Source organism: Sphingomonadaceae bacterium OTU29LAMAA1, from assembly GCA_024072375.1.
Taxonomy (GTDB): Bacteria; Pseudomonadota; Alphaproteobacteria; order Sphingomonadales; family Sphingomonadaceae; genus Sphingomonas.
The window spans coordinates 3,914,871-3,940,541 of sequence record CP099617.1 but is presented as its reverse complement, the minus strand read 5'-3'; the positions used below and the strand labels follow the sequence as shown (position 1 = coordinate 3,940,541).

At 66.2% G+C, this 25,671-nt stretch carries 37 protein-coding genes; 28 read left to right on the top strand and 9 right to left on the bottom strand.

All coding sequences use genetic code 11. The features are described from left to right. The first annotated feature begins 28 nt into the window (after positions 1–28). From NF699_19025 to NF699_19005, 5 genes are all read left to right on the top strand, one after another. On the top strand, positions 29–346 hold the full coding sequence (locus NF699_19025) for a 5'-nucleotidase (GenBank protein ID USU05094.1): 318 nt from the start codon (positions 29–31) through the stop codon (positions 344–346). Between the two features lie 38 nt (positions 347–384). Then, a complete protein-coding gene (locus NF699_19020; GenBank protein USU05093.1) occupies positions 385–549 on the top strand; it encodes a hypothetical protein in 165 nt (54 codons plus the stop codon). 84 nt (positions 550–633) lie between these two features. Further along, positions 634–939 carry a glycine zipper 2TM domain-containing protein gene (locus tag NF699_19015; protein ID USU05092.1) on the top strand — a complete coding sequence of 102 codons (306 nt, stop codon included), beginning with the start codon at positions 634–636 and terminating at the stop codon, positions 937–939. Positions 940–1,034: 95 nt separating this feature from the next. After that, positions 1,035–1,460 carry an OsmC family protein gene (locus NF699_19010; protein USU05091.1) on the top strand — a complete coding sequence of 142 codons (426 nt, stop codon included), beginning with the start codon at positions 1,035–1,037 and terminating at the stop codon, positions 1,458–1,460. Between the two features lie 98 nt (positions 1,461–1,558). Beyond that, positions 1,559–2,161, top strand: a complete 603-nt coding sequence (locus NF699_19005) for a glycine zipper 2TM domain-containing protein (protein ID USU05090.1) — start codon at positions 1,559–1,561, stop codon at positions 2,159–2,161. Between the two features lie 57 nt (positions 2,162–2,218). Here NF699_19005 and NF699_19000 read toward each other — a convergent pair whose 3' ends face one another. Then, complete coding sequence (locus NF699_19000) at positions 2,219–2,440, bottom strand: hypothetical protein (GenBank protein USU05089.1); 222 nt, start codon at positions 2,438–2,440, stop codon at positions 2,219–2,221. A 109-nt stretch (positions 2,441–2,549) separates the two neighbouring features. On the opposite strand from NF699_19000, the gene NF699_18995 reads away from it, so the two are divergent. The 7 genes from NF699_18995 (at position 2,550) to NF699_18965 (ending at position 7,883) form a co-directional block, all read left to right on the top strand. Continuing rightward, positions 2,550–3,269: a hypothetical protein gene (locus tag NF699_18995; GenBank protein ID USU05088.1), complete on the top strand. Its 720-nt coding sequence runs from the start codon at positions 2,550–2,552 to the stop codon at positions 3,267–3,269. 153 nt (positions 3,270–3,422) lie between these two features. After that, positions 3,423–4,532, top strand: coding sequence for a PHB depolymerase family esterase (locus tag NF699_18990; protein USU05087.1), 1,110 nt, complete (start codon positions 3,423–3,425; stop codon positions 4,530–4,532). A gap of 78 nt (positions 4,533–4,610) precedes the next feature. Further along, positions 4,611–4,994, top strand: a complete 384-nt coding sequence (crcB, locus tag NF699_18985; protein ID USU05086.1) for a fluoride efflux transporter CrcB — start codon at positions 4,611–4,613, stop codon at positions 4,992–4,994. Next, the gene (locus NF699_18980; protein USU05085.1) at positions 4,991–6,115 is read left to right on the top strand and encodes an RluA family pseudouridine synthase; all 1,125 of its coding nucleotides are present in this window, start codon (positions 4,991–4,993) and stop codon (positions 6,113–6,115) included. The genes crcB and NF699_18980 overlap by 4 nt, the downstream gene beginning before the upstream one ends. Before the next feature lie 210 nt (positions 6,116–6,325). Further along, positions 6,326–6,979 carry an HAD-IA family hydrolase gene (locus NF699_18975; protein USU05084.1) on the top strand — a complete coding sequence of 218 codons (654 nt, stop codon included), beginning with the start codon at positions 6,326–6,328 and terminating at the stop codon, positions 6,977–6,979. After that, positions 6,976–7,197 (top strand): hypothetical protein, encoded by a 222-nt coding sequence (locus tag NF699_18970; protein ID USU05083.1) that lies wholly within the window; start codon positions 6,976–6,978, stop codon positions 7,195–7,197. The genes NF699_18975 and NF699_18970 overlap by 4 nt, the downstream gene beginning before the upstream one ends. Beyond that, complete coding sequence (locus NF699_18965) at positions 7,194–7,883, top strand: ATPase (protein ID USU05082.1); 690 nt, start codon at positions 7,194–7,196, stop codon at positions 7,881–7,883. The genes NF699_18970 and NF699_18965 overlap by 4 nt, the downstream gene beginning before the upstream one ends. On the opposite strand, the gene gmk is transcribed toward NF699_18965, so the two are convergent. Continuing rightward, positions 7,880–8,545: a guanylate kinase gene (gmk, locus tag NF699_18960; GenBank protein ID USU05081.1), complete on the bottom strand. Its 666-nt coding sequence runs from the start codon at positions 8,543–8,545 to the stop codon at positions 7,880–7,882. The genes NF699_18965 and gmk overlap by 4 nt on opposite strands. On the opposite strand from gmk, the gene NF699_18955 reads away from it, so the two are divergent. After that, positions 8,544–9,146: a DUF2585 family protein gene (locus NF699_18955; GenBank protein ID USU05080.1), complete on the top strand. Its 603-nt coding sequence runs from the start codon at positions 8,544–8,546 to the stop codon at positions 9,144–9,146. The genes gmk and NF699_18955 overlap by 2 nt on opposite strands. Here NF699_18955 and NF699_18950 read toward each other — a convergent pair. From NF699_18950 to NF699_18930, 5 genes are all read right to left on the bottom strand, one after another. Next, complete coding sequence (locus tag NF699_18950) at positions 9,143–9,340, bottom strand: hypothetical protein (GenBank protein ID USU05079.1); 198 nt, start codon at positions 9,338–9,340, stop codon at positions 9,143–9,145. The genes NF699_18955 and NF699_18950 overlap by 4 nt on opposite strands. Then, the gene (locus tag NF699_18945; GenBank protein ID USU05078.1) at positions 9,337–9,549 is read right to left on the bottom strand and encodes a hypothetical protein; all 213 of its coding nucleotides are present in this window, start codon (positions 9,547–9,549) and stop codon (positions 9,337–9,339) included. The genes NF699_18950 and NF699_18945 overlap by 4 nt, the downstream gene beginning before the upstream one ends. Before the next feature lie 76 nt (positions 9,550–9,625). Then, positions 9,626–11,014 (bottom strand): class II fumarate hydratase, encoded by a 1,389-nt coding sequence (gene fumC / locus NF699_18940; GenBank protein USU05077.1) that lies wholly within the window; start codon positions 11,012–11,014, stop codon positions 9,626–9,628. Between the two features lie 23 nt (positions 11,015–11,037). Beyond that, positions 11,038–11,466: a GNAT family N-acetyltransferase gene (locus tag NF699_18935; protein ID USU05076.1), complete on the bottom strand. Its 429-nt coding sequence runs from the start codon at positions 11,464–11,466 to the stop codon at positions 11,038–11,040. Next, complete coding sequence (locus NF699_18930) at positions 11,463–11,948, bottom strand: ClpXP protease specificity-enhancing factor SspB (protein USU05075.1); 486 nt, start codon at positions 11,946–11,948, stop codon at positions 11,463–11,465. Before NF699_18930 ends, NF699_18935 begins: the two co-directional genes overlap by 4 nt. A 75-nt stretch (positions 11,949–12,023) precedes the next feature. On the opposite strand from NF699_18930, the gene hisB reads away from it, so the two are divergent. From hisB to NF699_18880, 10 genes are all read left to right on the top strand, one after another. After that, a complete protein-coding gene (gene hisB / locus NF699_18925) occupies positions 12,024–12,611 on the top strand; it encodes an imidazoleglycerol-phosphate dehydratase HisB (GenBank protein USU05074.1) in 588 nt (195 codons plus the stop codon). Beyond that, on the top strand, positions 12,608–12,928 hold the full coding sequence (locus tag NF699_18920; GenBank protein USU05073.1) for a YciI family protein: 321 nt from the start codon (positions 12,608–12,610) through the stop codon (positions 12,926–12,928). The genes hisB and NF699_18920 overlap by 4 nt, the downstream gene beginning before the upstream one ends. Then, positions 12,925–13,530 carry an imidazole glycerol phosphate synthase subunit HisH gene (gene hisH / locus NF699_18915; GenBank protein ID USU05072.1) on the top strand — a complete coding sequence of 202 codons (606 nt, stop codon included), beginning with the start codon at positions 12,925–12,927 and terminating at the stop codon, positions 13,528–13,530. The genes NF699_18920 and hisH overlap by 4 nt, the downstream gene beginning before the upstream one ends. A gap of 143 nt (positions 13,531–13,673) precedes the next feature. Next, the gene (hisA, locus tag NF699_18910; protein ID USU05071.1) at positions 13,674–14,414 is read left to right on the top strand and encodes a 1-(5-phosphoribosyl)-5-[(5-phosphoribosylamino)methylideneamino]imidazole-4-carboxamide isomerase; all 741 of its coding nucleotides are present in this window, start codon (positions 13,674–13,676) and stop codon (positions 14,412–14,414) included. 241 nt (positions 14,415–14,655) lie between these two features. Beyond that, the gene (gene hisF / locus NF699_18905; protein USU05070.1) at positions 14,656–15,423 is read left to right on the top strand and encodes an imidazole glycerol phosphate synthase subunit HisF; all 768 of its coding nucleotides are present in this window, start codon (positions 14,656–14,658) and stop codon (positions 15,421–15,423) included. A 230-nt stretch (positions 15,424–15,653) separates the two neighbouring features. Continuing rightward, a complete protein-coding gene (locus tag NF699_18900; GenBank protein ID USU05069.1) occupies positions 15,654–16,028 on the top strand; it encodes an STAS/SEC14 domain-containing protein in 375 nt (124 codons plus the stop codon). Continuing rightward, positions 16,025–16,198 carry a hypothetical protein gene (locus tag NF699_18895; GenBank protein USU05068.1) on the top strand — a complete coding sequence of 58 codons (174 nt, stop codon included), beginning with the start codon at positions 16,025–16,027 and terminating at the stop codon, positions 16,196–16,198. Before NF699_18900 ends, NF699_18895 begins: the two co-directional genes overlap by 4 nt. Positions 16,199–16,230: 32 nt before the next feature. After that, positions 16,231–16,539, top strand: coding sequence for a phosphoribosyl-ATP diphosphatase (locus NF699_18890; protein ID USU05067.1), 309 nt, complete (start codon positions 16,231–16,233; stop codon positions 16,537–16,539). 11 nt (positions 16,540–16,550) lie between these two features. Beyond that, on the top strand, positions 16,551–16,928 hold the full coding sequence (locus NF699_18885) for an HIT domain-containing protein (GenBank protein USU05066.1): 378 nt from the start codon (positions 16,551–16,553) through the stop codon (positions 16,926–16,928). A 141-nt stretch (positions 16,929–17,069) separates the two neighbouring features. Beyond that, the gene (locus NF699_18880; GenBank protein ID USU05065.1) at positions 17,070–18,605 is read left to right on the top strand and encodes an amino acid permease; all 1,536 of its coding nucleotides are present in this window, start codon (positions 17,070–17,072) and stop codon (positions 18,603–18,605) included. Between the two features lie 233 nt (positions 18,606–18,838). Here NF699_18880 and NF699_18875 read toward each other — a convergent pair whose 3' ends face one another. Next, positions 18,839–19,837 (bottom strand): adenosine kinase, encoded by a 999-nt coding sequence (locus NF699_18875; protein USU07153.1) that lies wholly within the window; start codon positions 19,835–19,837, stop codon positions 18,839–18,841. A gap of 109 nt (positions 19,838–19,946) precedes the next feature. Between NF699_18875 and NF699_18870 the strand changes: the two genes are divergently transcribed. Both NF699_18870 and NF699_18865 read left to right on the top strand, forming a co-directional pair. After that, entirely contained in the window at positions 19,947–20,636 is a 690-nt protein-coding gene (locus NF699_18870; GenBank protein USU05064.1) for an EI24 domain-containing protein, read from the top strand. Then, a complete protein-coding gene (locus NF699_18865) occupies positions 20,633–20,995 on the top strand; it encodes a hypothetical protein (protein ID USU05063.1) in 363 nt (120 codons plus the stop codon). The genes NF699_18870 and NF699_18865 overlap by 4 nt, the downstream gene beginning before the upstream one ends. Before the next feature lie 28 nt (positions 20,996–21,023). Here the strand turns inward: NF699_18865 and queG are convergent, their stop codons facing one another. Further along, positions 21,024–22,079 carry a tRNA epoxyqueuosine(34) reductase QueG gene (queG, locus tag NF699_18860; GenBank protein ID USU05062.1) on the bottom strand — a complete coding sequence of 352 codons (1,056 nt, stop codon included), beginning with the start codon at positions 22,077–22,079 and terminating at the stop codon, positions 21,024–21,026. A gap of 64 nt (positions 22,080–22,143) precedes the next feature. Here queG and NF699_18855 point away from each other — a divergent pair, with 64 nt between their 5' ends. From NF699_18855 to NF699_18845, 3 genes are all read left to right on the top strand, one after another. Next, positions 22,144–23,082, top strand: coding sequence for an ATP-binding cassette domain-containing protein (locus tag NF699_18855; GenBank protein ID USU05061.1), 939 nt, complete (start codon positions 22,144–22,146; stop codon positions 23,080–23,082). Continuing rightward, positions 23,079–24,302: an ABC transporter permease gene (locus NF699_18850; GenBank protein ID USU05060.1), complete on the top strand. Its 1,224-nt coding sequence runs from the start codon at positions 23,079–23,081 to the stop codon at positions 24,300–24,302. The genes NF699_18855 and NF699_18850 overlap by 4 nt, the downstream gene beginning before the upstream one ends. 93 nt (positions 24,303–24,395) lie before the next feature. After that, a complete protein-coding gene (locus NF699_18845) occupies positions 24,396–25,631 on the top strand; it encodes a cytochrome P450 (GenBank protein ID USU05059.1) in 1,236 nt (411 codons plus the stop codon). Positions 25,632–25,671: the final 40 nt, after the last annotated feature.

Genomic DNA, 25,671 nt, shown 5'->3' with positions numbered 1-25,671 from the left:
CACCTTCGCTACGGAGCGGAGGACGCGTATGCGGCTGGCGATGATGATGGCGGTGCAGGCGGTGGCAGGCCCACCGATTCCGAACGATTTGCGCCCGGTGAAGCCGAGGCCCATTGTCGAGACGCCCTGCGGCATTCCCGACGACAGCGGCGACATCGTCGTCTGCGCCCGCGACAAGGAGGCGGATCGCCTGCGCCCGCTCGATGACGCGTCCTATGCCCAGCGACCGATCCGCGCACGCACGGCGATCGGCAAGATAGGCGTAGGCGTGGAAGCGGAACAGGGCGTACTGCCGAACGGTCAAAGCAGCCCACGCGCGATGCTCAAGTTCAGACTGCCGTTCTGAACAGCCTTCGTTCACCCGATCGCGCTACAGCTGTCACCATGCGTATCACCAAAGCTCAGGTCGGCCTCGCCGCCGTCGTCCTGCTCGCGCCCGGAGGGTTCATCCTGGGCGCGACACTCGTCGCCAACCATTATCGTAAACGTCGCACCACCGCTGCCGAAACACCGCCCGAACCAGCCGTTTCAAGCGAAATCGTTTCCTGAACGGAACGTTGTTTGACGTTCATGCAACCACGCTATGTTGAACGACGTTAGCACAGCACAGATTTTCCAGACGGGAGTGAAACGATGCGTAAATTGATGCTCGCAATGGGTTGCGCGGCGATGGTCCTGCCGGCGACGATGGTCGTTCCGGTGTCGCAGGCCGGCGCGCAGAAGTACAAGTATCGCGAATGGCGTGACAATCGCGGCCGCGTCCGCTGCCGCAAGCCTGACGGCACGACCGGTGCCGTCGTCGGCGCAGTCGGTGGCGCGCTACTCGGCCGTACCGTCGACACGCGGGGCGACCGTACGTTAGGTACCCTCGGCGGCGCCGTTGCTGGTGGCCTGCTCGGCCGTGAGATCGACCGGGGCGGCAAGCGCCGCTGCCGCTGATCGCAAGTACAAGTTTCGTCAGGACGGGCGTCGCGAGGCAACTCGCGGCGCCCTTTCTGCGTATGCATGATCAACATTACACGGAGACGACAGACATGGTGACCCGCAGCGCTTCGGCGAGCTACGACGGCCTAGGTAAAGACGGCAAGGGCAAGATCACGACCCAGTCGGGTGTGTTGAGCGGCAGCAACTATGGATTCGGCACGCGATTCGAGGATGGCCCCGGCACCAATCCCGAGGAGCTGATCGCTGCAGCCCATGCAGGCTGCTTCACGATGGCGCTCAGCTTCGCGCTTGCAGGAGCGGGCCATCAGCAAGGCAATCTACAGACCAGTGCAAAGGTAACGCTCGACAAGGACGGCGACGGCTTCACGATCACCCGATCGGCACTGACGCTGACCGGCCATGTCGACGGGATCGACGCCCCCGAATTCGAACGCATCGCCAACGAGGCGAAGGCAGGCTGTCCAGTGTCGAAGGTGCTTACCTGCGACATCACGCTGGATACGACGTTCGACTGATCCGACTGTCGGTTGCGTGAACGACAGGTAGTTTGTCGTTCACGCAACCCTATGGCCGATCCGCTGGTTCTGTCTTCACTTGGATCAAGGAGCAGATCATGCGTATCGCCATCCTATCCGCCATGTTGGCGGCAACGACTTTCGCGGCGGTTCCCGCGGCCGCGCAGGACACGCGTCGCGAGGCCAACCGCGAATATCGCGACGAAGTCCGCGATGCCCGTCAGGACTATCGTCGCGACGTGCGCAATGCCGATTCCCGCCGCGACGTGCGGGATGCACGCCGTGAATATCGCAATGAGGTTCGCGACGCGCGGCAGGACCGTCGCGGCGACATTCGTGATATCCGGCAGGATCGTCGTGCCGATCGGCGTGATGACTGGCGGCAGTACCGAAACTATGACTACAACCGCTTACCCCGCGGCCAACGCACGTATTTCGCGGACAATTACTACCGCGACGGCCGCTATTACCAGACGCGCCGCCTGGGCCGTAACGACCGGATCTATCGTGGGAACAACGGTCGCTATTATTGCCGCCGCAACGACGGCACGACCGGCTTGATCGTCGGCGGCCTTGCCGGAGGTGCTCTGGGCAACATCATCTCGGGCGGCGGGTCGCAGCTGCTCGGCACGTTGATCGGCGCCGGCGGCGGTGCGCTGCTGGGACGTTCAGTCGATCGTGGTCAGGTCACCTGCCGCTGATCGACCGAGGGCGATGACGAAAAAGGCCCGGCCTCACCGCCGGGCCTTTTTTCACAATCAGATAATGCCACCGCCCAAGCTGAGCCGGATCGCGAAGATCACGATCAGCACCAGATTGAGATTGCGACCGCTATTGGATGACGACATCGCACCGACCGCGGCGCCGACGATGCCGATCGGGATGACCAGCCAGTTCATCCAGCCGAGAAACGGAACGAAGGCGACAAGGCCCATCACCAGAGTGACGAGACCGATCGCGATGGAGAAGATGTTCAGCATGACCAGAACATGGCCCCTGTCTCACCGGGGGACAAGAACGGCGTGTGTGACGTTCGGTTAACCACGATCACCGATGGCACCTTAACGTGCCCTGCGCCATGTCTGGCGCGTGTCCGCAAATCGTCCCCTTCTCGCCTCGCTGCTCCTCCTCGCCGCCTGCAGCAAGCAGCCGGCGGCGCAGCAAGATCTCGACAGCCTCGACAAGGAGTTGACCGGCGACGCCGCCGTCGCGCAGCGCGATCCGGCGTTGGGCGCAGCACTGCGCGACCAGATCATGGTCGATCCGGCGCTGACGCAGACCGCCAACACCAATGTCGTCCGTCCCCCGAGCCGGCCCGATCCTCTCTCTGTTCCGGTCGACGATGCTACGCCCCGGCCCGATGGCGTCACCGCCGCCGACCTGAAACCGGCCCCGGCAGCGAAGGCGGACTGCCCGGAATGCCGCAAGGCAGCCGGCGCGCTGACGCTCGGCGAACTCGCCGTGCGGCAGGGCGGAGACGACGCCGGTTGCGCGCGCGGAGTCTCCTATTCCGCCGGCTGGGCCAACCGCCTGCCTGACGACCTGCCACTCTACCCAGACGCTCGCGTCCGGGAAGCCGCCGGCAACGACGCCTGCGGACTGCGCGTCGTCAGCTTCGCCAGCGGTGCTCCGGTCGGCCGCATCCTCGACTGGTACAACGCCCGCGCCACTCGCGCCGGCTATTCCGCGGAACATCAGGCATCGGGCGCACAGCATGTCCTCGGCGGCACTCGCCGCAGTAACGCTTATGTCGTCTACGTCACGCCGAACCCCGCAGGCGGCAGCGAGGTGGACCTGCTCGTCCGCTAGCGTCGATCGACACAGTCTCCCCGAGCGACGAGTGCACGGATCGTCACCGACGCGACTTGCCTCCTCTGGCGTACGCCCCATATTGTGCAGCGCAGCATGGGTCGACCGTCTGTCGCCGGGATATCAATCGTCCGGCCGTATCGGAGTACGCACATGCGACGTTTGTCAGACACGATTGGCCGGATCGCCGCCGCACGCGGGGTGATCGCGGATGGTTTACAACCGGATGCGGGCAAGCTCCACGACCTGACCGGCTTCGGCCGCAACCCGGGCAACCTGCGAGCGCGCACCTATGTCCCGGCCAGCGTGGCGGAACACCCTGCGCTCGTTGTCGTGCTGCATGGCTGCACCCAGACCGCCGCGGGCTATGATCTGGGCTCCGGCTGGTCGCGCCTCGCGGACGAGCACGGCTTCGTCCTCCTGTTCCCCGAGCAGCAGCGCGCGAACAATTCGAATCTGTGCTTCAACTGGTTCGCCCCCGAGGACATCGGGCGCGACCATGGCGAGGCGGCCTCGATCCGCGAGATGATCGCAGCCATGGTGGCGGCCCATGAGGTCGATCCCGCCCGGATCTTCGTCAACGGTCTTTCGGCCGGGGGTGCGATGACAGCGGTGATGCTGGCGACCTACCCCGAGGTCTTCGCGGGCGGCGCTATCATCGGCGGCCTGCCCTATGGCACCGCGACCGGAGTCGTCGATGCGCTTGACCGGATGCGCGGCCATGCCATGCCGGGCACTGCCGCACTCGCGTCGCTGGTCCGCGCCGCCTCGCCCGATCGTGGGCCGGTGCCGCGCCTGTCGGTCTGGCATGGCACGACGGATGCCACCGTCCACTCCGACAACGCCGACGCCATTCTGGCGCAATGGCGCGCGCTGCACGGCGTCGATCCCGATCCCGACGTCAGGGACAGTACCGGCGGCGTGACGCACCGGATGTGGCGAGATGGCACCGGCCGGGCGGTGATCGAGGATTATCGGATCGCCGGCATGGGCCACGGGACGCCGATCGCCGCGTCCGGACCGGAGGCGTGTGGATCGCCGGGGCCGTTCATGCTCGATGTCGGCCTGTCCTCGACGCGCCGCATCGCCGCCTTCTGGGGTATCGCGCCTGCCGTCGAGCGACAGGCCCGCACCGACGCCGAACCGATCCGCACCCACGCCGCATCCGGCCCGGCGCCAGCCGGCTCAGCGCTCGCTAACACGACTGCGGCCGTCACGACCGTCATCAACGACGCGCTGCGTGCCGCGGGCCTGCTTCGATAGTCGAGCTTGCATCGTGTACGCGGCCCAGGAACAAGCGCCGCATTCCCCTGCGCCCCATCTTCCTCTAGGGCGAGCCATATGCCTCTCGTTTTCGTCATGTTCGGCGGTGCACTGGGTGCCGGCGCCCGGTACCTGACCGGCCGCGCCATGCTCGCCCTGTTCGGCCCCGGTTTCCCAGTCGGCACACTCGCCATTAATGTGATCGGCGGGCTGTTCATGGGCGTCCTCGTGGGGGTGCTGGCGCGCAACGGCAGCGACGGCGAACCGTGGCGGCTGTTCCTCGGCGTCGGCGTACTCGGCGGCTTCACGACCTTTTCCTCGTTCAGCCTCGATGTCGTCGGGATGATCGAACGCGGCGCGCCGGGCGCTGCATTATTCTACATATTGCTGTCGGTGATCGGCTCGGTACTGGCGCTGTTCGCCGGCCTGATGATGACCCGCAGCGGAGGAACGCTGGCATGACCGACCCGAAAGATCAGGGCATTCGGCAGTTCAACGTCGGGTACGACGACGACGGCATCCGGCTGGATCGCTGGTTCAAGCGGCATCTGCCGGACACCAGCTTTACGACGGTCGCGAAATGGGCGCGGACCGGCCAGTTGCGCGTCGATGGATCGCGTGCGACCCCGGGCGACCGGATCAAGGCCGGCCAGACGCTCCGCGTGCCCCCGCCGGAGCCCGAGATCAAGGACGAGGCGGGCGAGGTCGTCGCGCGTCCGAAACGCGAACGCACGCCGCTGAGCGAAGACCAGATCGCCTATGTCCGCGAGATGGTGATCCACAAGGATCTCCAGGCACTGGTGATCAACAAGCCGCCCGGTCTGGCGACGCAGGGCGGCACCAAGACTACCGAGCATGTCGATGGCCTGCTCGACGGCCTGCAATATGACGCCGAAGGTCGGCCGAAGCTCGTCCACCGCCTCGACAAAGATACGTCGGGCGCGCTGCTGGTCGCCCGCACGTCGCGCGCCGCCGGGTTCTTCGCCAAGGCGTTTTCGGGTCGTACCGCGCGGAAAGTCTATTGGGCGCTGATCGTCGATGTCCCCTCGATCGAAGACGGCGTCATCGACCTGCCGATCGCGAAACAGCCTGGCACCGGCGGCGAAAAGATGCACGTCGACGAAGAGAACGGCCAGTCGGCGCGTACCCGCTATCGCGTCATCGAACGCGCCGGCAATCGCTGCGCGTGGGTCGAACTGCAACCCTTCACCGGGCGCACGCATCAGTTGCGCGTCCACATGGCGGCGATCGGCCATCCGATCGTCGGCGACGGCAAGTACGGCGGTGCGGCGGCGTTCCTGACCGGCGGGATCAGCCGCAAGATGCACCTGCACAGCCGCCGCCTGCGCGTCGATCACCCCGATGGCGGCAGCATCGACGAAACCGCCAGCCTGCCGACGCACTTCGCCGAGAGTCTCGCCACGCTGGGGTTCGACGAGGCGAAGGGTGATGCGATGCCGTTCGAGGAGGCGAAGAAGGGCCCACCCCCGAAGGCCGTTCTCAAACAGCGCGCCAAGGCGCACGCCAAGTCGATGCGCAAGGAACATCGCGGCGAACGTCGGCGTCGCGGCAGCAAGGAATAGCGTCAACAAGCCGCACTGATCCTCACCCGGCGGCGAACGCGTCGTCTGCCCCCCTCCGCGCCCCGGGGAGGGGAGCAACGGGCATCGCAGCGTGGGAGGTGAGGTCGAGCGCCACGAACCTCGTCTGGCAGTGGTGACCGGTGATGCTGCAGCGCTTCCCCGGACCGGCGCGTACTGGATCGAACCGCTCCGCCCCGCTACGGCGGCGTCATGATCAAACTCGCCGTGTTCGACTGCGACGGCACGCTCGTCGACAGTCAAGCCAATATCTGCCGGGCGATGGAGGATGCGTTCCTGCTCGCCGATATTCCCGCGCCGCCCCGCGCCGCGATCCGGCGTATCGTAGGCCTCAGTCTGGTCGAGGCGATCCGCGCGCTGCTGCCACATGCCGACGACGCGCAGCACCGTCGCATGGCCGCCGATTATAAGGATGCGTTCTTCCGTCTACGCACCAGCGGCGAACTGGCGGAGGAACCCCTCTTCGACGGGATCGCCGGTGTCCTGCAAGCGCTCGTCGACGACGGCTGGCGGCTGGGCGTCGCCACCGGCAAGTCCGACCGTGGCCTCGCCCACATCCTCGACCATCACGGCCTCGCCCATCATTTCGTCACGCTCCAGACCGCGGACCGTCATCCGTCCAAGCCCGACCCCGCAATGTTGCTCGCGGCGATGGACGAAGCCGGCGCGACGCCGCAGAATACCGCAATGATCGGTGACACCAGTTTCGATATGGCGATGGGCAAGGCGGCGGGCGCACGGGCGATCGGCGTCGCCTGGGGCTATCACGGCATTCGCGACCTCGCCGATGCCGGCGCGGACGTAGTCGCGGAGCGTGTCTCGGCACTACCGGGCCTGCTCGCATGACGCCGTCCGACAACAAGGCCCGCAGCCGCTGGCTGGCGATCGTCGGCAGCCGCATCGCCGGCAGCCTGGGCGCGGTCTTCGGCCTCGTCCTGGCCGTCCGCGCACCCGACTGGCCGGTCAAGGTTCTCGGCGTTGCAATCGCGCTGTCGGCGCTCGCGGTGATCGCAATCGTTCCGGCCAGTCTTGCCCATCGTTGGCGGACACCGCCACGCCCATGAAGCGCTTCTGGACAGATGTCGCGGTCGACGCCGATCGTGTGGTAACGCTTGATGGCCGCCCCGTGCGCACGCCCGGCCGTGTGCCGCTGGCGTTGCCCACCGATGGGCTTGCGGCAAAGGTCGCGGCAGAATGGGAGGCAGTGCCGGACACGATCGATCCGCGCGCGATGCCGCTCACCGGGCTGGCTAATGCCGCGATCGACCGGATCGCGCTCGATCCGGCGTCCTTCGCCGCGGGGCTGTCGGCCTATGGCGAGAGCGACCTGCTTTATTATCGCGCCGAATCGCCCAAACCGCTGATCGATCGTCAGATCGCAGCGTGGGATCCATGGCTCGGCTGGGCACGCACCCGCTACGACGTGCATTTCGAGACGACGGCCGGCATCATCCACTGCATGCAGCCAGCGGCGACGCTGGCGCGACTGGCCGATGCGGTGAGCGCGTTCGATTCCTTCCGCCTCGCCGGCCTGTCGCCGGTGGTGACTATCACCGGATCGCTGGTGCTGGCGCTGGCGCTGGTCGAGCGTGCCGGCGAACCCGACACATTATGGGCGGCCGCAAACATCGACGAGGATTGGCAGGCCGAGCTCTGGGGTCAGGATATGCTCGCCGCACAGGCGCTGGCGAACAAGCGTCGCGAATTTGACGCAGCCGTCACGTTCCTGACGGCGCTCGACCCGCGTTAGGCGACCTCGACCACGCGCGTCAGCCGGCGGATGAAGCCGATCAGCCCGGTCTGCCGCGACCGCTTCAGCCGCTCGGCGGCCAGGATCGTCTTGACGCCCTGGAAGCATTGCTCGACGTCGTCGTTGACCAGCACATAGTCATAACCGTCCCAGTGGCTGACTTCGTTGGCTGCGCGCGCCATCCGCGCCTCGATCACCTCCGCCGAATCGGTATTGCGATTGGTCAGCCGCGCCCGCAGTTCCTCCATCGACGGCGGGAAAATGAACACCCGCACCACGTCGCCGCCGGCGATCTGGAACAACTGCTGCGCGCCCTGCCAGTCGATATCGAACAGCACGTCCTTGCCTGCCGCCAGCATCGATTCGACCTGCGCGCGCGGCGTGCCGTAGCGATGACTGAAGACATGCGCCCATTCTAGGAATTCGTCATTCGCCACCATGCGGCGGAATTCCTCCAAATCGACGAAATGATAGTCCTTCCCGTCGACTTCGCCGGGTCGCATCGGCCGCGTCGTCGCCGACACGGACATCGCGAGTTCCGGTTCGTCGGCGAGCAATTTGCGCGCGATGGTGGACTTTCCCGCCCCGGAAGGCGACGACAGCACGAACAGGGCGCCACGGCGTTTGAAGTGATGCGGATCGGTGGGGAGCGAAGACGGCATGCGCGCTAGTGGCGTCCGGGACGGGCGGGCGTCAAGCATCGGTGGATGGATCGGCGCGAAAAGTGGCTGGCTGGTGGCCGCGATCGTGCTCGGGACCACCCTGATATTGATCGCTGCCGGCCGGTCGGCGATCTGCCCGTGCGGTCATGTCGCGCTGTGGCACGGTTCGGTGCAATCCGATCAGAATAGCCAGCAGATCGCCGACTGGTACAGCCTGAGCCACGTAGTCCACGGCGTGTTGTTCTATGGCGCGACATGGCTGGCACTGCGCCGCTGGCCATGGACAGCCCGGGTGGTCGTTGCGGTCACCACCGAGTCGGCTTGGGAATTACTGGAAAATTCGCCCCTCATCATCGATCGTTATCGCAGCGTGACGATGGCATGGGGCTATAGCGGCGACAGCGTGCTGAATTCGGTGAGCGACATTTCGTGCATGATGCTGGGCTTCACCATCGCCCGGCGCCTGCCGTGGTGGGCGAGCGCCGGGCTAGTCGTTCTTCTGGAGGTCGTCGCGCTCGCCGTCATCCGCGACAATCTGACGCTCAACCTCGTCATGCTGGTCGCACCGGTCGACGCGATCAGAATGTGGCAGTCTGGTTAGAGTCCGCGCGATTGCTTTCGGCGATCATAAGCCTTTTTAGCGACATAGCCGCCGCCGATCAGCATGCCGAGCGGACCCATCCGCCGCATCGCGCCCATCGACAGTGCCCCGATGGCAGCACCCTTGAGGCCCCCACGTCCATCGCGCCGATCGATTTCCCGTCCGACGAGCGCTCCGATAATCCTGCCGATCATGCTTCCACCTTTCCGAAAACCTGGTTCTTGAGTTCCGTCGCCCCGCGCAGCACGGCCCAGCCGACCGCATAGGTCACCGCGAGCGGCAACACGATCTTGAGCACATTGGCCGTGACTGCCCCGATGATCGCGCCATCCGCGACTCCATCGTCACCGGAAATCGAGTCGATCGCCGCGCCGATCAGCGCGCCAGTAGCGGTTGTGCTCACATCATGCCCCTTGCCGTCTCGCCCATCGAAGCGCTCGAACTGCAGGGAAGTTCCTCGTTACGCGACCGTTTCGGGCTTAACGCCCGATCATCGTCTCCGGTCGGACAAGACGATCGAACGTTGCCTCGTCGATCAGTCCCAGTGCCAGCCCAGCCTGCTTGAGCGTCTGGCCGTGTTGGTGTGCATGCTTTGCGATCTTCGCGGCATTGTCATAGCCGACCTCCGGCGCGAGCGCGGTGACAAGCATCAACGACTTCTCGACCAGTTCGCCGATCCGGTCGCGGTTTGCCTTCAGCCCCTCCACGGTGCGCTCGGCGAAGCTCTGCATGCCGACGGACAGCAGCGCGATCGAACGGAGCACGTTCGCACCGATCAACGGTTTGAACACGTTCAGTTCCATATGCCCCTGCAGGCCGCCAACGGTGACCGCTACGTTGTTGCCGATCACCTGAGCGGCGACCATCGTCAGCATCTCCGCCTGCGTTGGATTGACCTTGCCTGGCATGATCGAACTGCCCGGTTCGTTGGCGGGCAACTCCAGTTCACCCAGGCCGGAGCGCGGCCCCGAACCGAGTAGTCGAATATCGTTGGCGATCTTGGTCAGCGCGACCGCCAGTACGTTGAGCGTGCCGTGGAGGTCGACAAGGCCGTCGTTCGACGCCAGCGCTTCGAACTTGTTCGGTGCGGTGACGAACGGCAGGCCTGTCAACGTGGTGATCTCTGCGGCTACCTCTTCGGCGAAGCCCACCGGCGCATTGAGGCCGGTGCCGACCGCAGTCCCGCCCTGCGCGAGCGGCATGATGTTGCGCGTCAGCGTACCCTCTATGCGGTCATGCGCATTGGCGAGTTGCTGAACATACCCGGAGAATTCCTGGCCAAGCGTCAGCGGCGTCGCATCCTGCAAGTGTGTGCGGCCGATCTTGACCAGGTCGTCCCACTCCTCTGCCTTTGCGGCGAGCGCGTCGTGCAGGCGATCGAGCGCCGGATAAAGCTGATGCGTTACTGCCAGCGCCGCCGCGACATGGAGCGCGCTCGGGAAGCTGTCGTTCGACGACTGGCCGCGGTTGACGTCGTCGTTAGGATGGACCGGCACCTTGCCGCCCCGGATGCCGCCCAGCATCTCGTTGGCGCGGCCGGCGATCACCTCGTTGACGTTCATGTTCGACTGCGTGCCGCTGCCGGTCTGCCAGATGACGAGCGGGAACTGGTCGTCGAGCTTGCCGGCTGAAATCTCGGAGGCGGCGGCTTCGATCGCGTCCGCCTTTTCGGACGAAAGACCGTGACGGCGGTTCACCCTCGCAGCCGCGTGCTTCACGATGGCGAGTGCATGGACGATCTCGATCGGCATTCGCTCGCGTGGACCGAAAGGGAAGTTTTCGATGCTACGCTCGGTCTGCGCGCCCCAATACGCGTCGGCGGAAACTTCGATCGGGCCGATCGAATCGGTTTCGGTGCGAGTGGTCATGACGCGATCAACCCGAAACCCGGTCAGTCGATCCGCTTGTTGAGGAAGAACCTTGTTTCACCGGGCGGAAAATCATTGATGCGGCCGACCACATGATAGCCCAGCTTCTCGTAAAAACCCCGTGCCTGGAAACTGAACGTATCAAGCCACACACCGATACACCCGAAGCGCCGTGCCTGCTCTTCGGCCGCAAGCATCAAGGCGCGGCCCCGCCCCTGCCCCTTCAGCGCGGGCGGTACGGCAAGGTACTGGACGAAAAGCCAGCGAAACCCGGTCGTACCCCACAGCCCGCCGATGATCGTCCCGTCCGTATCGCGCAACACGATGGCGACGGTATGGCGCTCGGTAGGACCGACCATCGTCTCATTGTGAGCGACCAAGGGCGCGAGGATGGCATCGCGATCCGCTTCGGTGGGAGCGGCGACCACCTCAGGATCGCCGGGCGCACTCATTTCTTGCGTTTGAAGTCCACGCTGACGACGTTCGACCCGTCCGCTGCCGGCGTCACGGCCGGGCCGTCGTTCTCAGCCTCGTCATGCGGCTCTGGACCGTCGCTGGGGTCCTCGGTCGCCTGAAAACGCAGTTCGAAATTCACCGCCGGATCGTGGAAGCCGGTGATCGCTGAATAGGGGATGACGAGCTTCGATGGCACCTGATTGAAGCTCAGCCCCACCGAAAACTTCCGCTCGTCGACCAGCAGATCCCAGTAGCGATTCTGGATGACGATCGTCATTTCGTCCGGGAAGCGCTCGATGAGCCGCTGTGGAATGTCGACGCCCGGCGCCTGCGTCTTGAAGGTGATGTAGAAATGATGCTCGCCCGGCAACCCGCCCGATTCGGCGACGGAACCGAGCACGCGGCCGACAACGGCGCGCAGCGCTTCCTGGACGATCTCGTCATACGGGATCAGGCTATCGGGAAGTCCGTCGGTCATCCCCCTTGGGTAGCGTATCGGCGGGACCGGTCAAGATTGTGTGTGGCAGAACACCCACGTATGGGGCGTGTCGACATGCGCATCGCCACGATCAACCGCTCAACCGCCGAAACGCGGATCGACGTCACCGTCAATCTCGACGGCACCGGCGTCTATTCGATCAATACCGGCATCGGCTTCCTCGATCACATGGTCGAACAGCTCAGCCGCCACGGCTTGATCGACATCGACCTTAAGGTGGACGGCGACCTCCACATCGACGGGCATCACACTGTCGAGGATTCGGCGCTGGCGCTCGGCCAGGCGGTGGCGCAGGCGCTCGGCGCGAAGCGTGGCATCCGCCGTTACGGCGACGCGCTCAGCCCGATGGACGAGACGCTGACCCGGGTGGCGCTCGATATCTCGGGCCGGCCGTGGCTGGTGTGGAAGACCGCGTTCACCGTCTCGCGATTGGGCGAACTCGATACCGAGCTGATCGAACACTGGTTCCACAGCTTCGCGCAGACCGCCGGCATTACGCTGCACGTCGAGACGTTGTACGGCACCAACAATCACCACATCGTCGAGGCGGCGTACAAGGGCCTCGCCCGCGCGCTGCGCACCGCGGTCGAGATCGATCCGCGCAAGGCCGACGCGATCCCCTCGACCAAGGGTGTGCTGTGAGCGAGCCGTTCGTCCGCCCCGGCACCAGCCTGTGCGTCGTGTCGCTGACCTATGGCGCTGATCTCGACGCGATCGACGCCGCGATGAGCGCGCATGTCGACTGGCTGTCGGATGCCTATGCCAACGGCCTGCTGCTCGCCTCGGGCCGCAAGCAGCCGCGCACCGGCGGCGTCATCATCGCGATCGGCAGCAAGGCGGAGGTCGAGGCGCTGATCGCCAACGATCCGTTCGTTGCCAAGGGGTTGGCGACCGCGGAGATCATCGCCTTCACCGCGAGCATGGCTGCGACTCCGCTCGCCGACCTGCTGTCGTCATGACGATCGCGCTGATCGATTACGGCGCGGGCAACCTCCATTCGGTCGAGAATGCCCTGCGCGCGGCGGGTGCGACCGACCTGGCGGTGACCGCCGATCCGGAGATCGTGGCGAAGGCCGACCGCATCGTCCTGCCCGGCGTCGGCGCGTTCGGCGCCTGCGCCAATGCCCTCCGCGCCGTCCCCGGCATGGTCGAGGCGATGGATCAGCGCGTCCGTCGCGAAGCCGCGCCGTTCCTCGGCGTCTGCGTCGGCATGCAGCTGATGGCGGATGTCGGCGAGGAAATGGGCCAGCACCGCGGCCTCGGCTGGATCCGCGGCCGCGTCCGCCGGCTCGAGCCCGGCACGATGGAGGCGAAGGTCCCGCACATGGGATGGAACGACGTCGTGCCGGTGTCCGACCACGCGCTGGTCCCGGCTGGCGAGGCGTACTTCTTGCACAGCTATGCCTATGAGGGCGATGACGTGATCGCGACCAGCGATCATGCCGGCCCCGTCGCCGCCGCGATAGCCCGCGACACGATGCTAGGCGTCCAGTTCCATCCCGAGAAGAGCCAGCGCTACGGGCTCGCGATGCTCGAGCGATTCCTCGCATGGCGCCCGTAAGCGCTCCCCTCCCTGCAAGGGAGGGGCCGGGGGTGGGTCGCGTGTCCGCAATACGGGTCGGATTGCACTCACGTCAGCAGTATCGCCAAGCCTCAACCCACCCCCAAGCCCCTCCCTCACCGGAAGGGGAGCAAGAGCACGCCATGTCCCTGATCGTCTTCCCCGCCATCGACCTGAAGAACGGCCAGGTCGTCCGCCTCGCCGAGGGCGATATGGACCGCGCCACGATCTACGGCGACGACCCCGCCGCACAGGCAATGCTGTTCGCCGACGCGGGCGCACAGCATCTCCACGTCGTCGACCTCGACGGCGCCTTCGCCGGCGAATCGGTCAACGGCGAAGCGGTCCGCGCGATCGTCGAGCGTTTCCCCGGCCACGTCCAATTGGGCGGCGGCATCCGCAACCGCGCCAGCGTCGAACGCTGGTTCGACCTCGGCGTGTCGCGCGTCGTCATCGGCACCGCCGCACTGGAGGACCCGGAGTTCGTCCGCGCCGCCGCGCGCGACTTCCCCGGCGGCGTCGTCGTCGCGGTCGACGCTCGCGACGGCATGGTCGCGACCAAGGGCTGGGCGGATGTCTCGACCACCAGCGTCGTCGATCTCGCCCGCCGGTTCGAGGATGCCGGCGTCGCCTCGCTGCTGTTCACCGACGTCGGTCGCGACGGGCTGCTCAAGGGCTGCAATGTCGAGGCGACGGTCGACCTAGCCCGATCGGTATCGATTCCCGTCATCGCCAGCGGCGGCGTGAAAGGCATCGCCGAAATCCACGTCCTCGCCCTCCACGTCCGCGACGGCGTCGAAGGCGTCATCACCGGCCGCGCGCTGTACGACGGTCGCCTCGACCTTTCCGCAGCGCTCGAAGTGGCGCGGGCGGCAGCAGAATGATGTTCACGCGAAGACGCGAAGACGCGAAGAAGGTTTTGCGCGCAGAGGCGCAGAGGACGCAGAGATGTCGGGAATCGCGCGAAACGCTGTCCTCCTCACTCCGCGGCGTATCGACGAATGACCGCTGGCGCGGTCGGCGTGCCACAAGGGACTCTGCGTCCTCCGCGCCTCCGCGGGCAAAACCTGCTTCTCTTCGCGTCTTCGCGTCTTCGCGTGAACAATCATCCTTCAGGCAAGCAGCATGACCGTCCGCGCCCGCGTGATCCCCTGCCTCGACGTCGCCAACGGCCGCGTCGTCAAGGGCGTCAACTTCGTCGAACTGCGCGACGCCGGCGACCCCGTCGAGCAGGCGCGCGCCTATGATGCCGCCGGCGCGGACGAACTCTGCTTTCTCGATATCACCGCCAGCCACGAAGACCGCGGCACCATCCTCGACGTCGTCCGCCGCACCGCCGCGGTGTGCTTCATGCCGCTGACCGTCGGCGGCGGCGTACGCACCGCCGACGACGCCCGCGCGCTCCTCCTCGCCGGCGCGGACAAGGTCGCGGTCAACTCCGCCGCCGTCGCGCGCCCGGAAGTCGTCGCCGACATCGCCGAACGCTTCGGCAGCCAGTGCTGCGTCGCCTCGGTTGACGCCCGCAAGGTCGGCGACCGGTGGGAGGTGTTCACCCACGGCGGCCGCCGCCCGACCGGTATCGATGCGATCGCCCATGCCGTCCACCTCGCCGAACTCGGCGCGGGCGAGTTGCTGGTGACGTCGATGGACCGCGACGGCACGCGCAGCGGCTACGACCTCGCGCTCGTCCGCGCCATCGCCGACCGGGTCAGCGTTCCCGTCGTGGCGAGCGGCGGCGTCGGCGGCCTTGACGATCTCGTCGCCGGCATCCGCGACGGCCATGCCAGCGCCGTCCTCGCCGCATCGATCTTCCACTTCGGCGAAGCGAGCATCGCGGATGCGCATGCGGCCCTCGCCGCGGCGGGCATTCCGGTGCGCCGACCGATCGTTTAGCGCTTGTTTGGAAACTCGCGGAAGAGCAAGTTTCGATGCGGTGCCGGCCCGCTCCCCCTCGGTCGCTGCAGAGTAATACTTTGCAGGGCTACCCACTCCCGTCCACCCATTCAGGATACCGTGTGGGTGGACGGGAGGGGGAGCGGGCCGGCACCGCGAAATGCGCTTCAGCGCATTTCCAAACAAACCCTTAGCGCTTCGGCAACGCTTGCGTGGCACAAGCTTGCCCCATGTATTCGATCGTTTTTCGCCACAACCTCAACCTCATCGACATCCGGTGGAGCGGCCTGTTCGATCAGCCGTCGGTCGATGCCTATGCCGACGAACTGGTCCGCCGCTTCCGCGAGGAAGGGTTCGCGCCCGGCTATCGCCTGCGGATGGACATGAGCGCCACCAGCGTCCAGCCGGTCGACGCCGCGCAGGCGATCAACCGCCGGCTCGGCGCGTTCCACCGCGCCAGCCGGATCGCGATCGTCACCACCAGCGCGATCACGCGGTTGCAGGTGCGCCGCTTCATGACCCAGCCCTATCTGCGCATCTTCGATTCTGCCGACGCCGCGCTCGACTGGCTCGTCTCGTCCGACGAAGCGGCACTGGCGGCGTGACCGCGGTCGCGGTCCTCAGCGTCGCCGGCGGCCATTCCGGCATCGTCCATCGCAAGACCGGACCCGAATGGTCCGACATCGCGCTGTTCGTCGTCGCCGCGTTCGGCGTATGGCTCGTTCGCCGGGCGATGCGCCGCCGGTTCGCGCATCGGGCCGCAAAGAAGGATTGACCCCTCCCCGCCTCCCGCGCCAAGCGGGGGCCATGGACCCGCTCGATCGCCTGGAAGCCACCATCCGCGCCCGCCGCGACGCTGCCGACCCCGGCAGCTCCTATGTCGCCAGCCTGTTCGCCAAGGGTCGTGCCAAGATCGCGCAAAAAGTCGGGGAGGAAGCGACCGAGACGGTGATCGCCGCCCTCGCCGAGCCCGACAAGCTCGCGTCCGAGGCCGCCGACCTGATGTTCCACCTGCTCGTCCTGCTCGCCGATGCCGGGCTGGGCCTCCACGACGTCCGCGCCGAACTCGCCCGGCGCGACGGCGTGTCCGGGCATGACGAGAAAGCTTCCCGCTGAAGGACCGCACGATGCCGATCGATGCCACCCTGCCCTATGACGACCAGAACATCTTCGCGAAGATCCTGCGCGACGAGATCCCCTCGAAACGCGTGTACGAGAATTATTACGCCGTTGCCTTCCACGACATCGCGCCCGTAGCGCCGATACACATTCTGGTGATCCCGCGTGGATCGTACGTGTCTTGGGATGACTTCTCCGCGCGCGGGTCCGATGCGGAGATCGCCGGCTTTATTCGCGTGATCGGCCATGTCGCCCGTGAACACGGGCTCGTCGTGCCCGGCTATCGCCTGCTCGCTAATGTCGGCGGACACGGCGGACAGGAAGTGCCGCACCTTCACGTCCACCTGTTCGGCGGCAAGCCGCTGGGATTGATGCTCGCGGGTTGAAGGCGCGCCCCCCACACGCGGGCCGTCCGCAGCCCTCATCCACGATAAGGGATTGCCTCTGCCCCATTTGCGGTTAGCATCGGACGCTTCACCATGCGGCGGCGCTTCAAGGACCGTCCGTATCTGGGGGGATACATCATAATGCTATTCGGGCGCGTCAAACCACTCGACGCCATTCTCGCCACGGCCGAAAAACGCGGCCTGCATCGCTCACTCGGAGCGTTCCAGCTCACCATGCTGGGCGTGGGCGCCGTCATCGGCACCGGCATCTTCGTCCTCACCTCCGAAGCCGCGCAAAAGGCCGGGCCGGGCATGATGATCTCGTTCATCATCGCCGGTTTCGTCTGTGCGGTCGCGGCGCTGTGTTATTCCGAACTTGCCTCGATGGTTCCGGTCGCCGGCTCCGCCTATACCTACACCTATGCGGTCATGGGCGAATTGCTCGCCTGGATGGTCGGCTGGGCGCTGATCCTCGAATATGCGGTCGGTGCCTCTGCGGTCGCCGTCGGCTGGTCGGGTTATATGGTTGGGCAGTTGCGCAATCTGCTCGGGGTCGAGGTCCCGATGGAATGGGTCAACGGCCCCTCCGCAGGCGGCTATATCAACCTGCCGGCAGTGATCATCTCCGGCCTCGTTACGTGGCTGCTGGTGATCGGCACCACCGAGAGCGCACGCGTCAACGCGGTGCTGGTTTGCATCAAGGTCGCGGCGCTGACGCTGTTCGTCGCGCTGTCGCTGCCGGTTATGAACCTCGAGCATTTCGAACCGCTGATGCCGACCGGCTTCACCGGCGTCGCCGGTGCTGCTGCATCGATCTTCTTCGCCTATGTCGGTTTCGACGCCGTCTCTACCGCGGCAGAAGAAACCAAGAACCCGCAGCGCAACGTGCCGATCGGTCTGATCGCGTCGTTGGGCTTCTGCACCATCTTCTACCTGCTTGTGTCAGCGGGTGCGATCGGTTCGCCGCTCGGCGCACAGCCGGTGCGCGATGCGGCCGGCACGCTGTTGTCGCCAGGTACGTCGGAACTCGCCGACCGCTGCCGTGCGATCGTCGCCGGTGGTGCGCTGGAGCCGCTGTCCTGTTCGCGTGAAGCCCTCGCCCACGTGCTGCGCACGATCGGCTGGGTGCAGGTCGGCAATTTGATCGGACTCGCCGCCACACTGGCGCTGCCGTCCGTCGTGCTGATGATGATGTTCGGCCAGACCCGCGTGTTCTTCACGATGGCGCGCGACGGCCTGCTTCCGGCTAAGCTGGCCACGGTCCACCCGAAATACCGGACACCGCATGTCGTGACGATCGTCACCGGCATTGCGACGACGCTCGCCGCCGCGTTCCTGCCGGTCGGCAAGCTCGCCGATTACTCCAATTCGGGGACGCTGTTCGCCTTCCTGATGGTGGCGATTTCGGTGCTGGTACTGCGCAAGACCGATCCAGGCCGCAAGCGTCCGTTCCGCACCCCACTGGTGTGGCTCGTCGCGCCGGCCGCGATCCTGGGCTGCCTGTACCTGTTCTTCTCGCTGCCGCTGATCGCGATCTTGGTCCTGCCGGGCTGGGGCTTGATCGGCCTGCTGATCTACTTCGGTTACAGCCGCAACCGGTCCTACGTGGGCCGCGGCATCACCGACGTGGTGGACGATCCCGCGATGCAGCCGGAGATCGCCAAGCCGCTGAACTGAGGCTTTGGTGAACGAATAAACGGGCCGGTGGAGCGACCCACCGGCCCTTTTTCATGTCCAAAGACGGTAATTTCACACGAAGATGCAAGGAGGGCGCTCACGGCGCGCATGCCGCGGGAGGCAAAAATACCTCTGCGCCTCTGCGCGTAAAAAGACAGCGCATCGCTCCTGCCCTCACCGCTCGCCGGCTAACGCCGGCTTGTTACCTCTCCCGATGGGAGAGGGAAGGTAGGTCAGCCCAGCTTGGAAGCTGCAAGTGCCTTCATGTCGACGTTCGGGCGGGCGCCGAAGTGGCTGATGATCTCCGCCGCGCAGATCGCGCCTAGGCGAAGCGACTGTTCCAGTCCCTTGCCCTGCGCCTGACCGTGGAGGAAGCCTGCCGCGAACAGGTCGCCCGCGCCGGTAGTGTCGATCACCCGCTCGATCGGCTCGGCGGCCACTTCGGCACGCGTACCGTGCTGGATCGCGCACGCACCCGATGCGCCGCGCGTCACGACCAGCGTCGGCACCTGCGCCGACAGCTTTACCGCCGCTGCCTCGAAATCGTCGGTCTCGGCCAGCGCCGTCAATTCGCCCTCGTTGGCGAACAGGATGTCGATCAGGCCATCGGCGATCAGGCTGCGAAAATCGCCGCCATGGCGACCGATGCAGAACACGTCGGACAACGTGAAGGCCACCTTGCGCCCCGCCTTTCGCGCCGCCTCGATCGCCGCGCGCATCGCTGCGCGCGGTTCCTCGGGGTCCCACAGATACCCCTCGAGGTACAGGATCGCCGCATCCTCGATGACCGACAGGTCGAGCGCTGCCTCGGGCAGGAACTGCGATGCACCGAGGTAGGTGTTCATCGTCCGCTGTCCATCCGGCGTCACGAAGATCAGGCAGCGCGCGGTCGTCGGCTGGCCCGGCCGTGCCGCGGTGTCGAAAGCAACCCCGGCCGCCCGGATGTCGTGCGCGAACACCTCGCCGAGCTGGTCGTCGGCGACCTGCCCTATGAAGGCAGTGCGCCCGCCGAGCGCCGCGATTCCGGCCACGGTGTTCGCCGCTGACCCGCCCGACACTTCGCGTCCCGGACCCATCTTGGCATAAAGCGCGTCGGCGTCCTCAGGCGAGAACATCAGCTGCATCGATCCCTTCGCGACACCGATCGATTCGATAAAGGCGTCGTCGGCCTGCGCGAGGATGTCGACGATGGCATTGCCGATCGCGACCACGTCATATTTGGGGTGGGACAAGGGATCGTCGCTCCGAAAGATTGCCAAATGCCGCCTCCTAGAGACGCGGTGCCCGCCACGCAACGTACCGACGGTTGACGGCATGCGGATCGATTGCCACGCCGGACGAATGCTGCGCGCCCTTATCCTGTCGTTCGCTCAACTCGGTGACGTCGCAATCCTGCGCGTTCTTGCCAAGTCCCTTACGACGACACTCGCGATCTTCGCCGCGATCGGCGGCGTGCTTTACGTCGCGCTCAAGGCCGCCTTCGATGCGATCGTGGGCAGCGACACCGGCAGCGGATGGGCCGGTGCTACCGCCATCGTCCTGCTCGTGCTCGGCGCGTGGCTGCTGTTCCGCGTCGTCGCTGTCGCCGTCATAGGCGTGTTCGGCGACGAGGTGGTCGCCGCGGTCGAGGCACGGCATTACCCCGTCGCGCATGCTCGGGCGCGGCCAGTTGCGTTCACCCGCTCCGGTCGCATGGCGCTGGCTTCGGCGGGCCGCGCGATCGCGATCAACCTTGCGCTGATCCCGGTTTATATCGCGCTGCTGTTTACCGCGATCGGGCCGGCCATTGCCTTCTTCCTCGTCAACGCATGGCTACTGGGTCGCGATCTGGGCGAGACCGTCGCCAGCCGCCACATGGACGATGCGACGATGCGGGCCTGGCGCAAGGCGACGCGGGCGCGCCGCTTCGTGCTGGGGCTTGCCGGCACCGGCCTGTTCGTGGTTCCGCTGCTAAACCTGTTTGCGCCGATCCTCGGTGCAGCGATGGCGACGCATCTGTTCCACGCGTCGCGAAAGGGAACCGACGCGTGAAGACACTGGCGGCGATCGTTCTGACCCTGACGGTGAGTGCGTGCGCCGCACCCGGCGTCGTCGCGCCGAAAGTCGGACGGGCCGTCATCCCCTATACCACCGCCGGTTTGGAGCGCGTGCTCGGTCAGGATGCGGCGAGCCTGACGCAATTGTTCGGCCAGCCGGATGCCGACATCCGCGAAGGCACCGCCCGCAAGCTCCAGTTTGTTGGGGCTATTTGTGTGCTGGACGCCTATTTTTACGGCAAGGGGTCGGAGACGCCGCGCGTGACGTATGTCGACGCGCGGGAACTCGATGGCAGTACGATCGATCGCGCAAGCTGCGTGGCCGCACTGACGCGGCGCGACGGGGGTAAATGATGCCGGCTTCGCGACGGACGGGATTGCCCTAGACCCGGGTCAATCGCCCGATCGCCCATGCCGCCGCCTCGGCCACGACCGCGTCGGCATCGTCGCGCAGGCGTTCCAGCACCGGCAGCAACGCCCGCGACCCGCTGTTCCCCGCAGCGATCGCAGCGTTGCGAACCATGCGATTGCGGCCGATGCGCTTGATCGGCGATCCGGCGAACACCTGCCGGAACCCGGCATCGTCGAGCGCCAGCAGGTCGGCAAGCGCCGGTGCCGTCAGCTCGGCACGCGGATGGAACGCCATGTTCGCCGCCGCCGATGCCGCGAACTTGTTCCACGGGCACACGCTCAGGCAATCGTCGCAGCCGTAGATGCGGTTGCCGAGGCTCGCACGAAATTCGTCCGGGATCGGACCGGCATGCTCGATCGTCAGATACGAGATGCAACGCCGCGCATCGAGCCGATAGGGCGCGGGAAAGGCGTCGGTCGGGCAGGCCCGCTGGCACGCGTCGCACGAGCCGCAAGTGTCGCGACCGGGTGTGTCGGGCGTCAGGTCGAGCGTCGTGTAGATCGCACCGAGGAACAGCCAGCTGCCCGAATCGCGGCTGACGAGGTTGGTATGCTTGCCCTGCCAGCCCAGCCCCGCCGCCTCGCTGAGCGGCTTTTCCATCACCGGCGCGGTGTCGACGAACACCTTGAGGTCGCACCCCGCCTCTTGCGCCAGCCAGCGGCCGAGTGCCTTCAGCGCCTTTTTCACCACATCGTGATAATCCCCGCCCTGTGCGTAGACGGAGATGCGGCCGATCTCGCCCGCCGCCGCCAGCCGCAGCGGGTCCGCGGCGGGGGCATAGCTCATGCCGAGCGCGATGACGCTGCGCACGTCCGGCCAGAGACCGGCCGGAGAGCCGCGCTGGTGCGCCCGCTCCTCCATCCAGATCATGTCGCCGTGGCGTCCCTCGTCCAGCCATTGTCGCAACCGGAGCGCTGTCAACGGCGCGGCGTCCGCGCGGGTGATGCCGCAGGCGACGAAGCCCAGCTCCGCCGCTTTCGCCTTGATGCGCGCCTCGATGCCGGGTTGCTGCTTGTGTTCGAACACGTCGCGCCGCTACCACAGATCGGGGGTCGAGGTCATCGGCCCGGCATACGGGCGGGATGCGATTTTGGCGGACGATCAAGCGGCGGTATTCGCCGAACATCTGGTGAAGCGTTTCGGCGATCGTCGCGTCGTCGACGGCGTCGACCTGTCGGTGCCGCGCGGTGCGATCTACGGCGTGCTGGGGCCGAACGGCGCAGGCAAGACGACGACGTTGCGGACGCTGCTGGGCATCATCGAACCCGACGAGGGCCGGCGATCGATCCTGGGCCATTTTTCCCCGCGCGAGGCAAGCGACCGCGTCGGTTACCTGCCGGAGGAACGCGGCCTGTATCCGTCGATGAAGGCGCGCGATGCGATCGCCTTCATGGGTGCCCTGCGCGGGCTGGATCGTCGCACCGGCCGGGCACGCGCAGCCGAGATGATGGAAGCGGCCGGGCTGGGCCACGCGATCGACGAGAAGATCAAGAAGCTGTCCAAGGGGATGGCCCAGCTCGTCCAGCTGCTGGGATCGGTGGTGCATCGCCCGGACCTGCTCGTCCTCGACGAGCCGTTCTCCGGGCTGGACCCGGTCAATCAGGAAAAGCTCGAGGCGTTGATCCTGGCCGAGCGGGATCGCGGTGCGACCGTCCTGTTCTCGACGCATATCATGGCCCATGCCGAGCGCGTGTGCGACCGGCTGGCGATCATCGCCGGCGGCAAGCGCCGGTTCGAGGGGACCGTGGACGATGCCCGCGGCACGCTGCCGAGCCAGGTCCGGTATCTGCCGACCCGTTCCGATGCCGCGGTGGCCACGGTGCTGCCGCATGACGCCGTGCCGGACGGCAACGGGGGCTGGCGGTTCCAGTTGCCGCGTGAAGGGATAGAGGGATTGCTGGTGACGCTGATCGAGCGCGGGTACGGCATCGGCGGATTGTCGATCGAACGGCCCAGCCTGCACGACGCCTTCGTCCGGATCGTCGGTCGCGATGCAGCGGGCGATGTCGTTCAGGAGACCGCAGCATGAGCCTCGCCCGTACGGTTCGTCAGGCGCTGACCATCGCCCGGCGCGATTTCATCGCCACGGTGTTCACGCCGATCTTCCTGCTGTTCCTGTTCGCCCCCGTCATCATGGGATCGTTCGGTGCCGTCGGCGGTCTGGGTGCGGCGAGTGTCGCGGACGGGCGGGCCGACAAGACGCGGATCGTGGCGATCGTGCCGGACGCGCAGGCGGAAACCATCGCCGCCGCCGACACCCGGTTGCGCAGCGTGTTTCGACGCGGCGAGGAAGCGCCCCCCGGACTGACCACGCTGCGCCCCGCCGGCGATGCCGCCGCGCAGGCGCGGGCCGCATTCGCCGCCAAGGATTACGAGGCGACCGCCGTGCTCTATGGCTCGCTCGACAGGCCGCAGGTCCTCTATGGCCCGCGCGGCCGCCGCGCCGCGGACTATCTGGCACTGCTTGCTGCGGAAACGCTCGCCGCCGACCGGCTGAACGGCAACGTACCGCAGGTGAATGCGGTGAAGACGGCGATGGAACGGCCAGGCGGGTCGATGGGCAATCGTCGCCAGTCGGCGTCGTTCGCCGTTTTCGGTGTCTTCCTGCTCAACCTGTTCCTCGCCAGCCAGGCCGTCGGCACGATGGCCGAAGAGCGCAACAACAAGGTGATCGAGGTGCTCGCCGCCGCCGTGCCGCTGGAAAGCGTGTTCCTCGGCAAGCTGCTCGGCATGTTCGGCGTCGCGATCCTGTTCGTCTGTTTCTGGGGGACGATCATCGCAAAGCTGGGATCGCTGCTGCCGCCGGAAGTGGCATCGGCGCTCGCCATTCAGGCCGCGGTCGGCATGCCGGCATTCGTCGCGCTGTTCGTCACCTATTTCACGATGGCGTATCTGTTGCTGGGTTCCGCATTCCTCGTCGTTGGCGCACAGGCGTCGACGCCGCGCGAAATCCAGATGCTGGCGCTGCCGATATCCGTCCTGCAGATGGGCATGCTGGCACTGGCGCTGGCCGGGACCGCGCGGCCGGGCAGCTGGATCGCGACGCTGGCCGAGATGTTCCCGCTCTCCTCGCCGTTCGCAATGGCCGGTCGCGCGGCGACGTCGCCCGAATTGTGGCCCCACATCGCGGCGATCGCGTGGCAATTGCTGTGGGTATCGATCTTTATCACGCTCGGGGCACGGCTGTTCCGTCGCGGCGTGTTGCAGTCGGGCAGTGCCAAGCCGTTCTGGAAACGCGCGCGCGGGTAGCGCATCCCGCGCGCATGTCGTCGCTTTGACGTAGTCAATTGACATAGGTGTCAGTTGGGTATCTCCTCCCGGCAAAAGAGCAGGAGAGAGATCATGGCGACCCTGATGCAGCCGGCGGACGTGCAGGTGGATCCGCTCGACGTCAGCCGCGCCGAACTTTACCGCGACGACCGATGGCAGGCGCCGTTCGCCCGATTGCGGGCCGAGGCGCCGGTCCATTATTGCGAACACAGCGACTACGGCCCGTATTGGTCGATCTCGACCTACAAGCCGATCGTCGAGGTCGAATCGCTTCCGGAACTCTATTCGTCGGAGATCGGCGGCATCACGCTGGCCGATTTTATCCCGGAACGCGACGTCCGCATGCCGATGTTCATCGCACGCGACCGGCCGGTCCACACCGCCCAGCGCCGGACGGTGGCGCCCGCGTTCACGCCGTCGGAGATGACGCGGATGAGCGACGACATCCGGCAGCGCACCGCCGAACTGCTCGACGGCCTGCCGTGGAATACCCGTTTCGACTGGGTCGATACGGTGTCGATCGAACTGACCACGCAGATGCTGGCGATCCTGTTCGACTTCCCGTGGGAAGACCGGCGCAAGCTGACCTTCTGGTCGGACTGGGCGGGCGATATCGAGCTGATCAAAAACGAGGAACTGCGCAGACAGCGGCTCGGACACATGTACGAATGCGGTGCTTATTTTCAGCAGCTCTGGAACGGCAAGGTCGGCAAGCCGCAGACGCCCGACCTGATCAGCATGATGATCCATTCGGACGCGATGAGCCACATGGATCATTTCGAATTCATCGGGAACCTGATCCTGCTGATCGTCGGTGGCAACGACACGACACGCAATACGATGTCCGCCCTCGCCTATGGCCTCGACCGGTTTCCCGACAGCCGTGCAAAGCTGGAAGCGGACCCTGCCCTGATCCCCAACGCGACGCAGGAGATCATCCGCTGGCAGACGCCGCTCGCGCACATGCGGCGGACGGCGACCCGCGATACCGAATTGATGGGACGGACCATCCGCGAGGGCGACAAGCTGGCGCTCTGGTATCTGTCGGCCAACCGCGACGAAAGCGTGTTCGGGCCCGATGCCGATGCCATAGTCGTCGATCGGCCCAACGCGCGGCGGCATCTCGCATTCGGCCACGGTATCCACCGCTGCGTCGGCGCGCGTCTTGCCGAGATGCAGATCGGTATCCTGCTGGAAGAGATGGCGAAGCGGCGGATGCGCGTGAACGTCGTCGGCGAACCGACCCGCGTCGCCGCCTGCTTCGTCCACGGCTATCGCCAGTTGCCCGTCGAGATCAGCCGCTACTGATCTGCCCGTCGGGGATGCGGACGGGGGCGGCGGTGCCTAT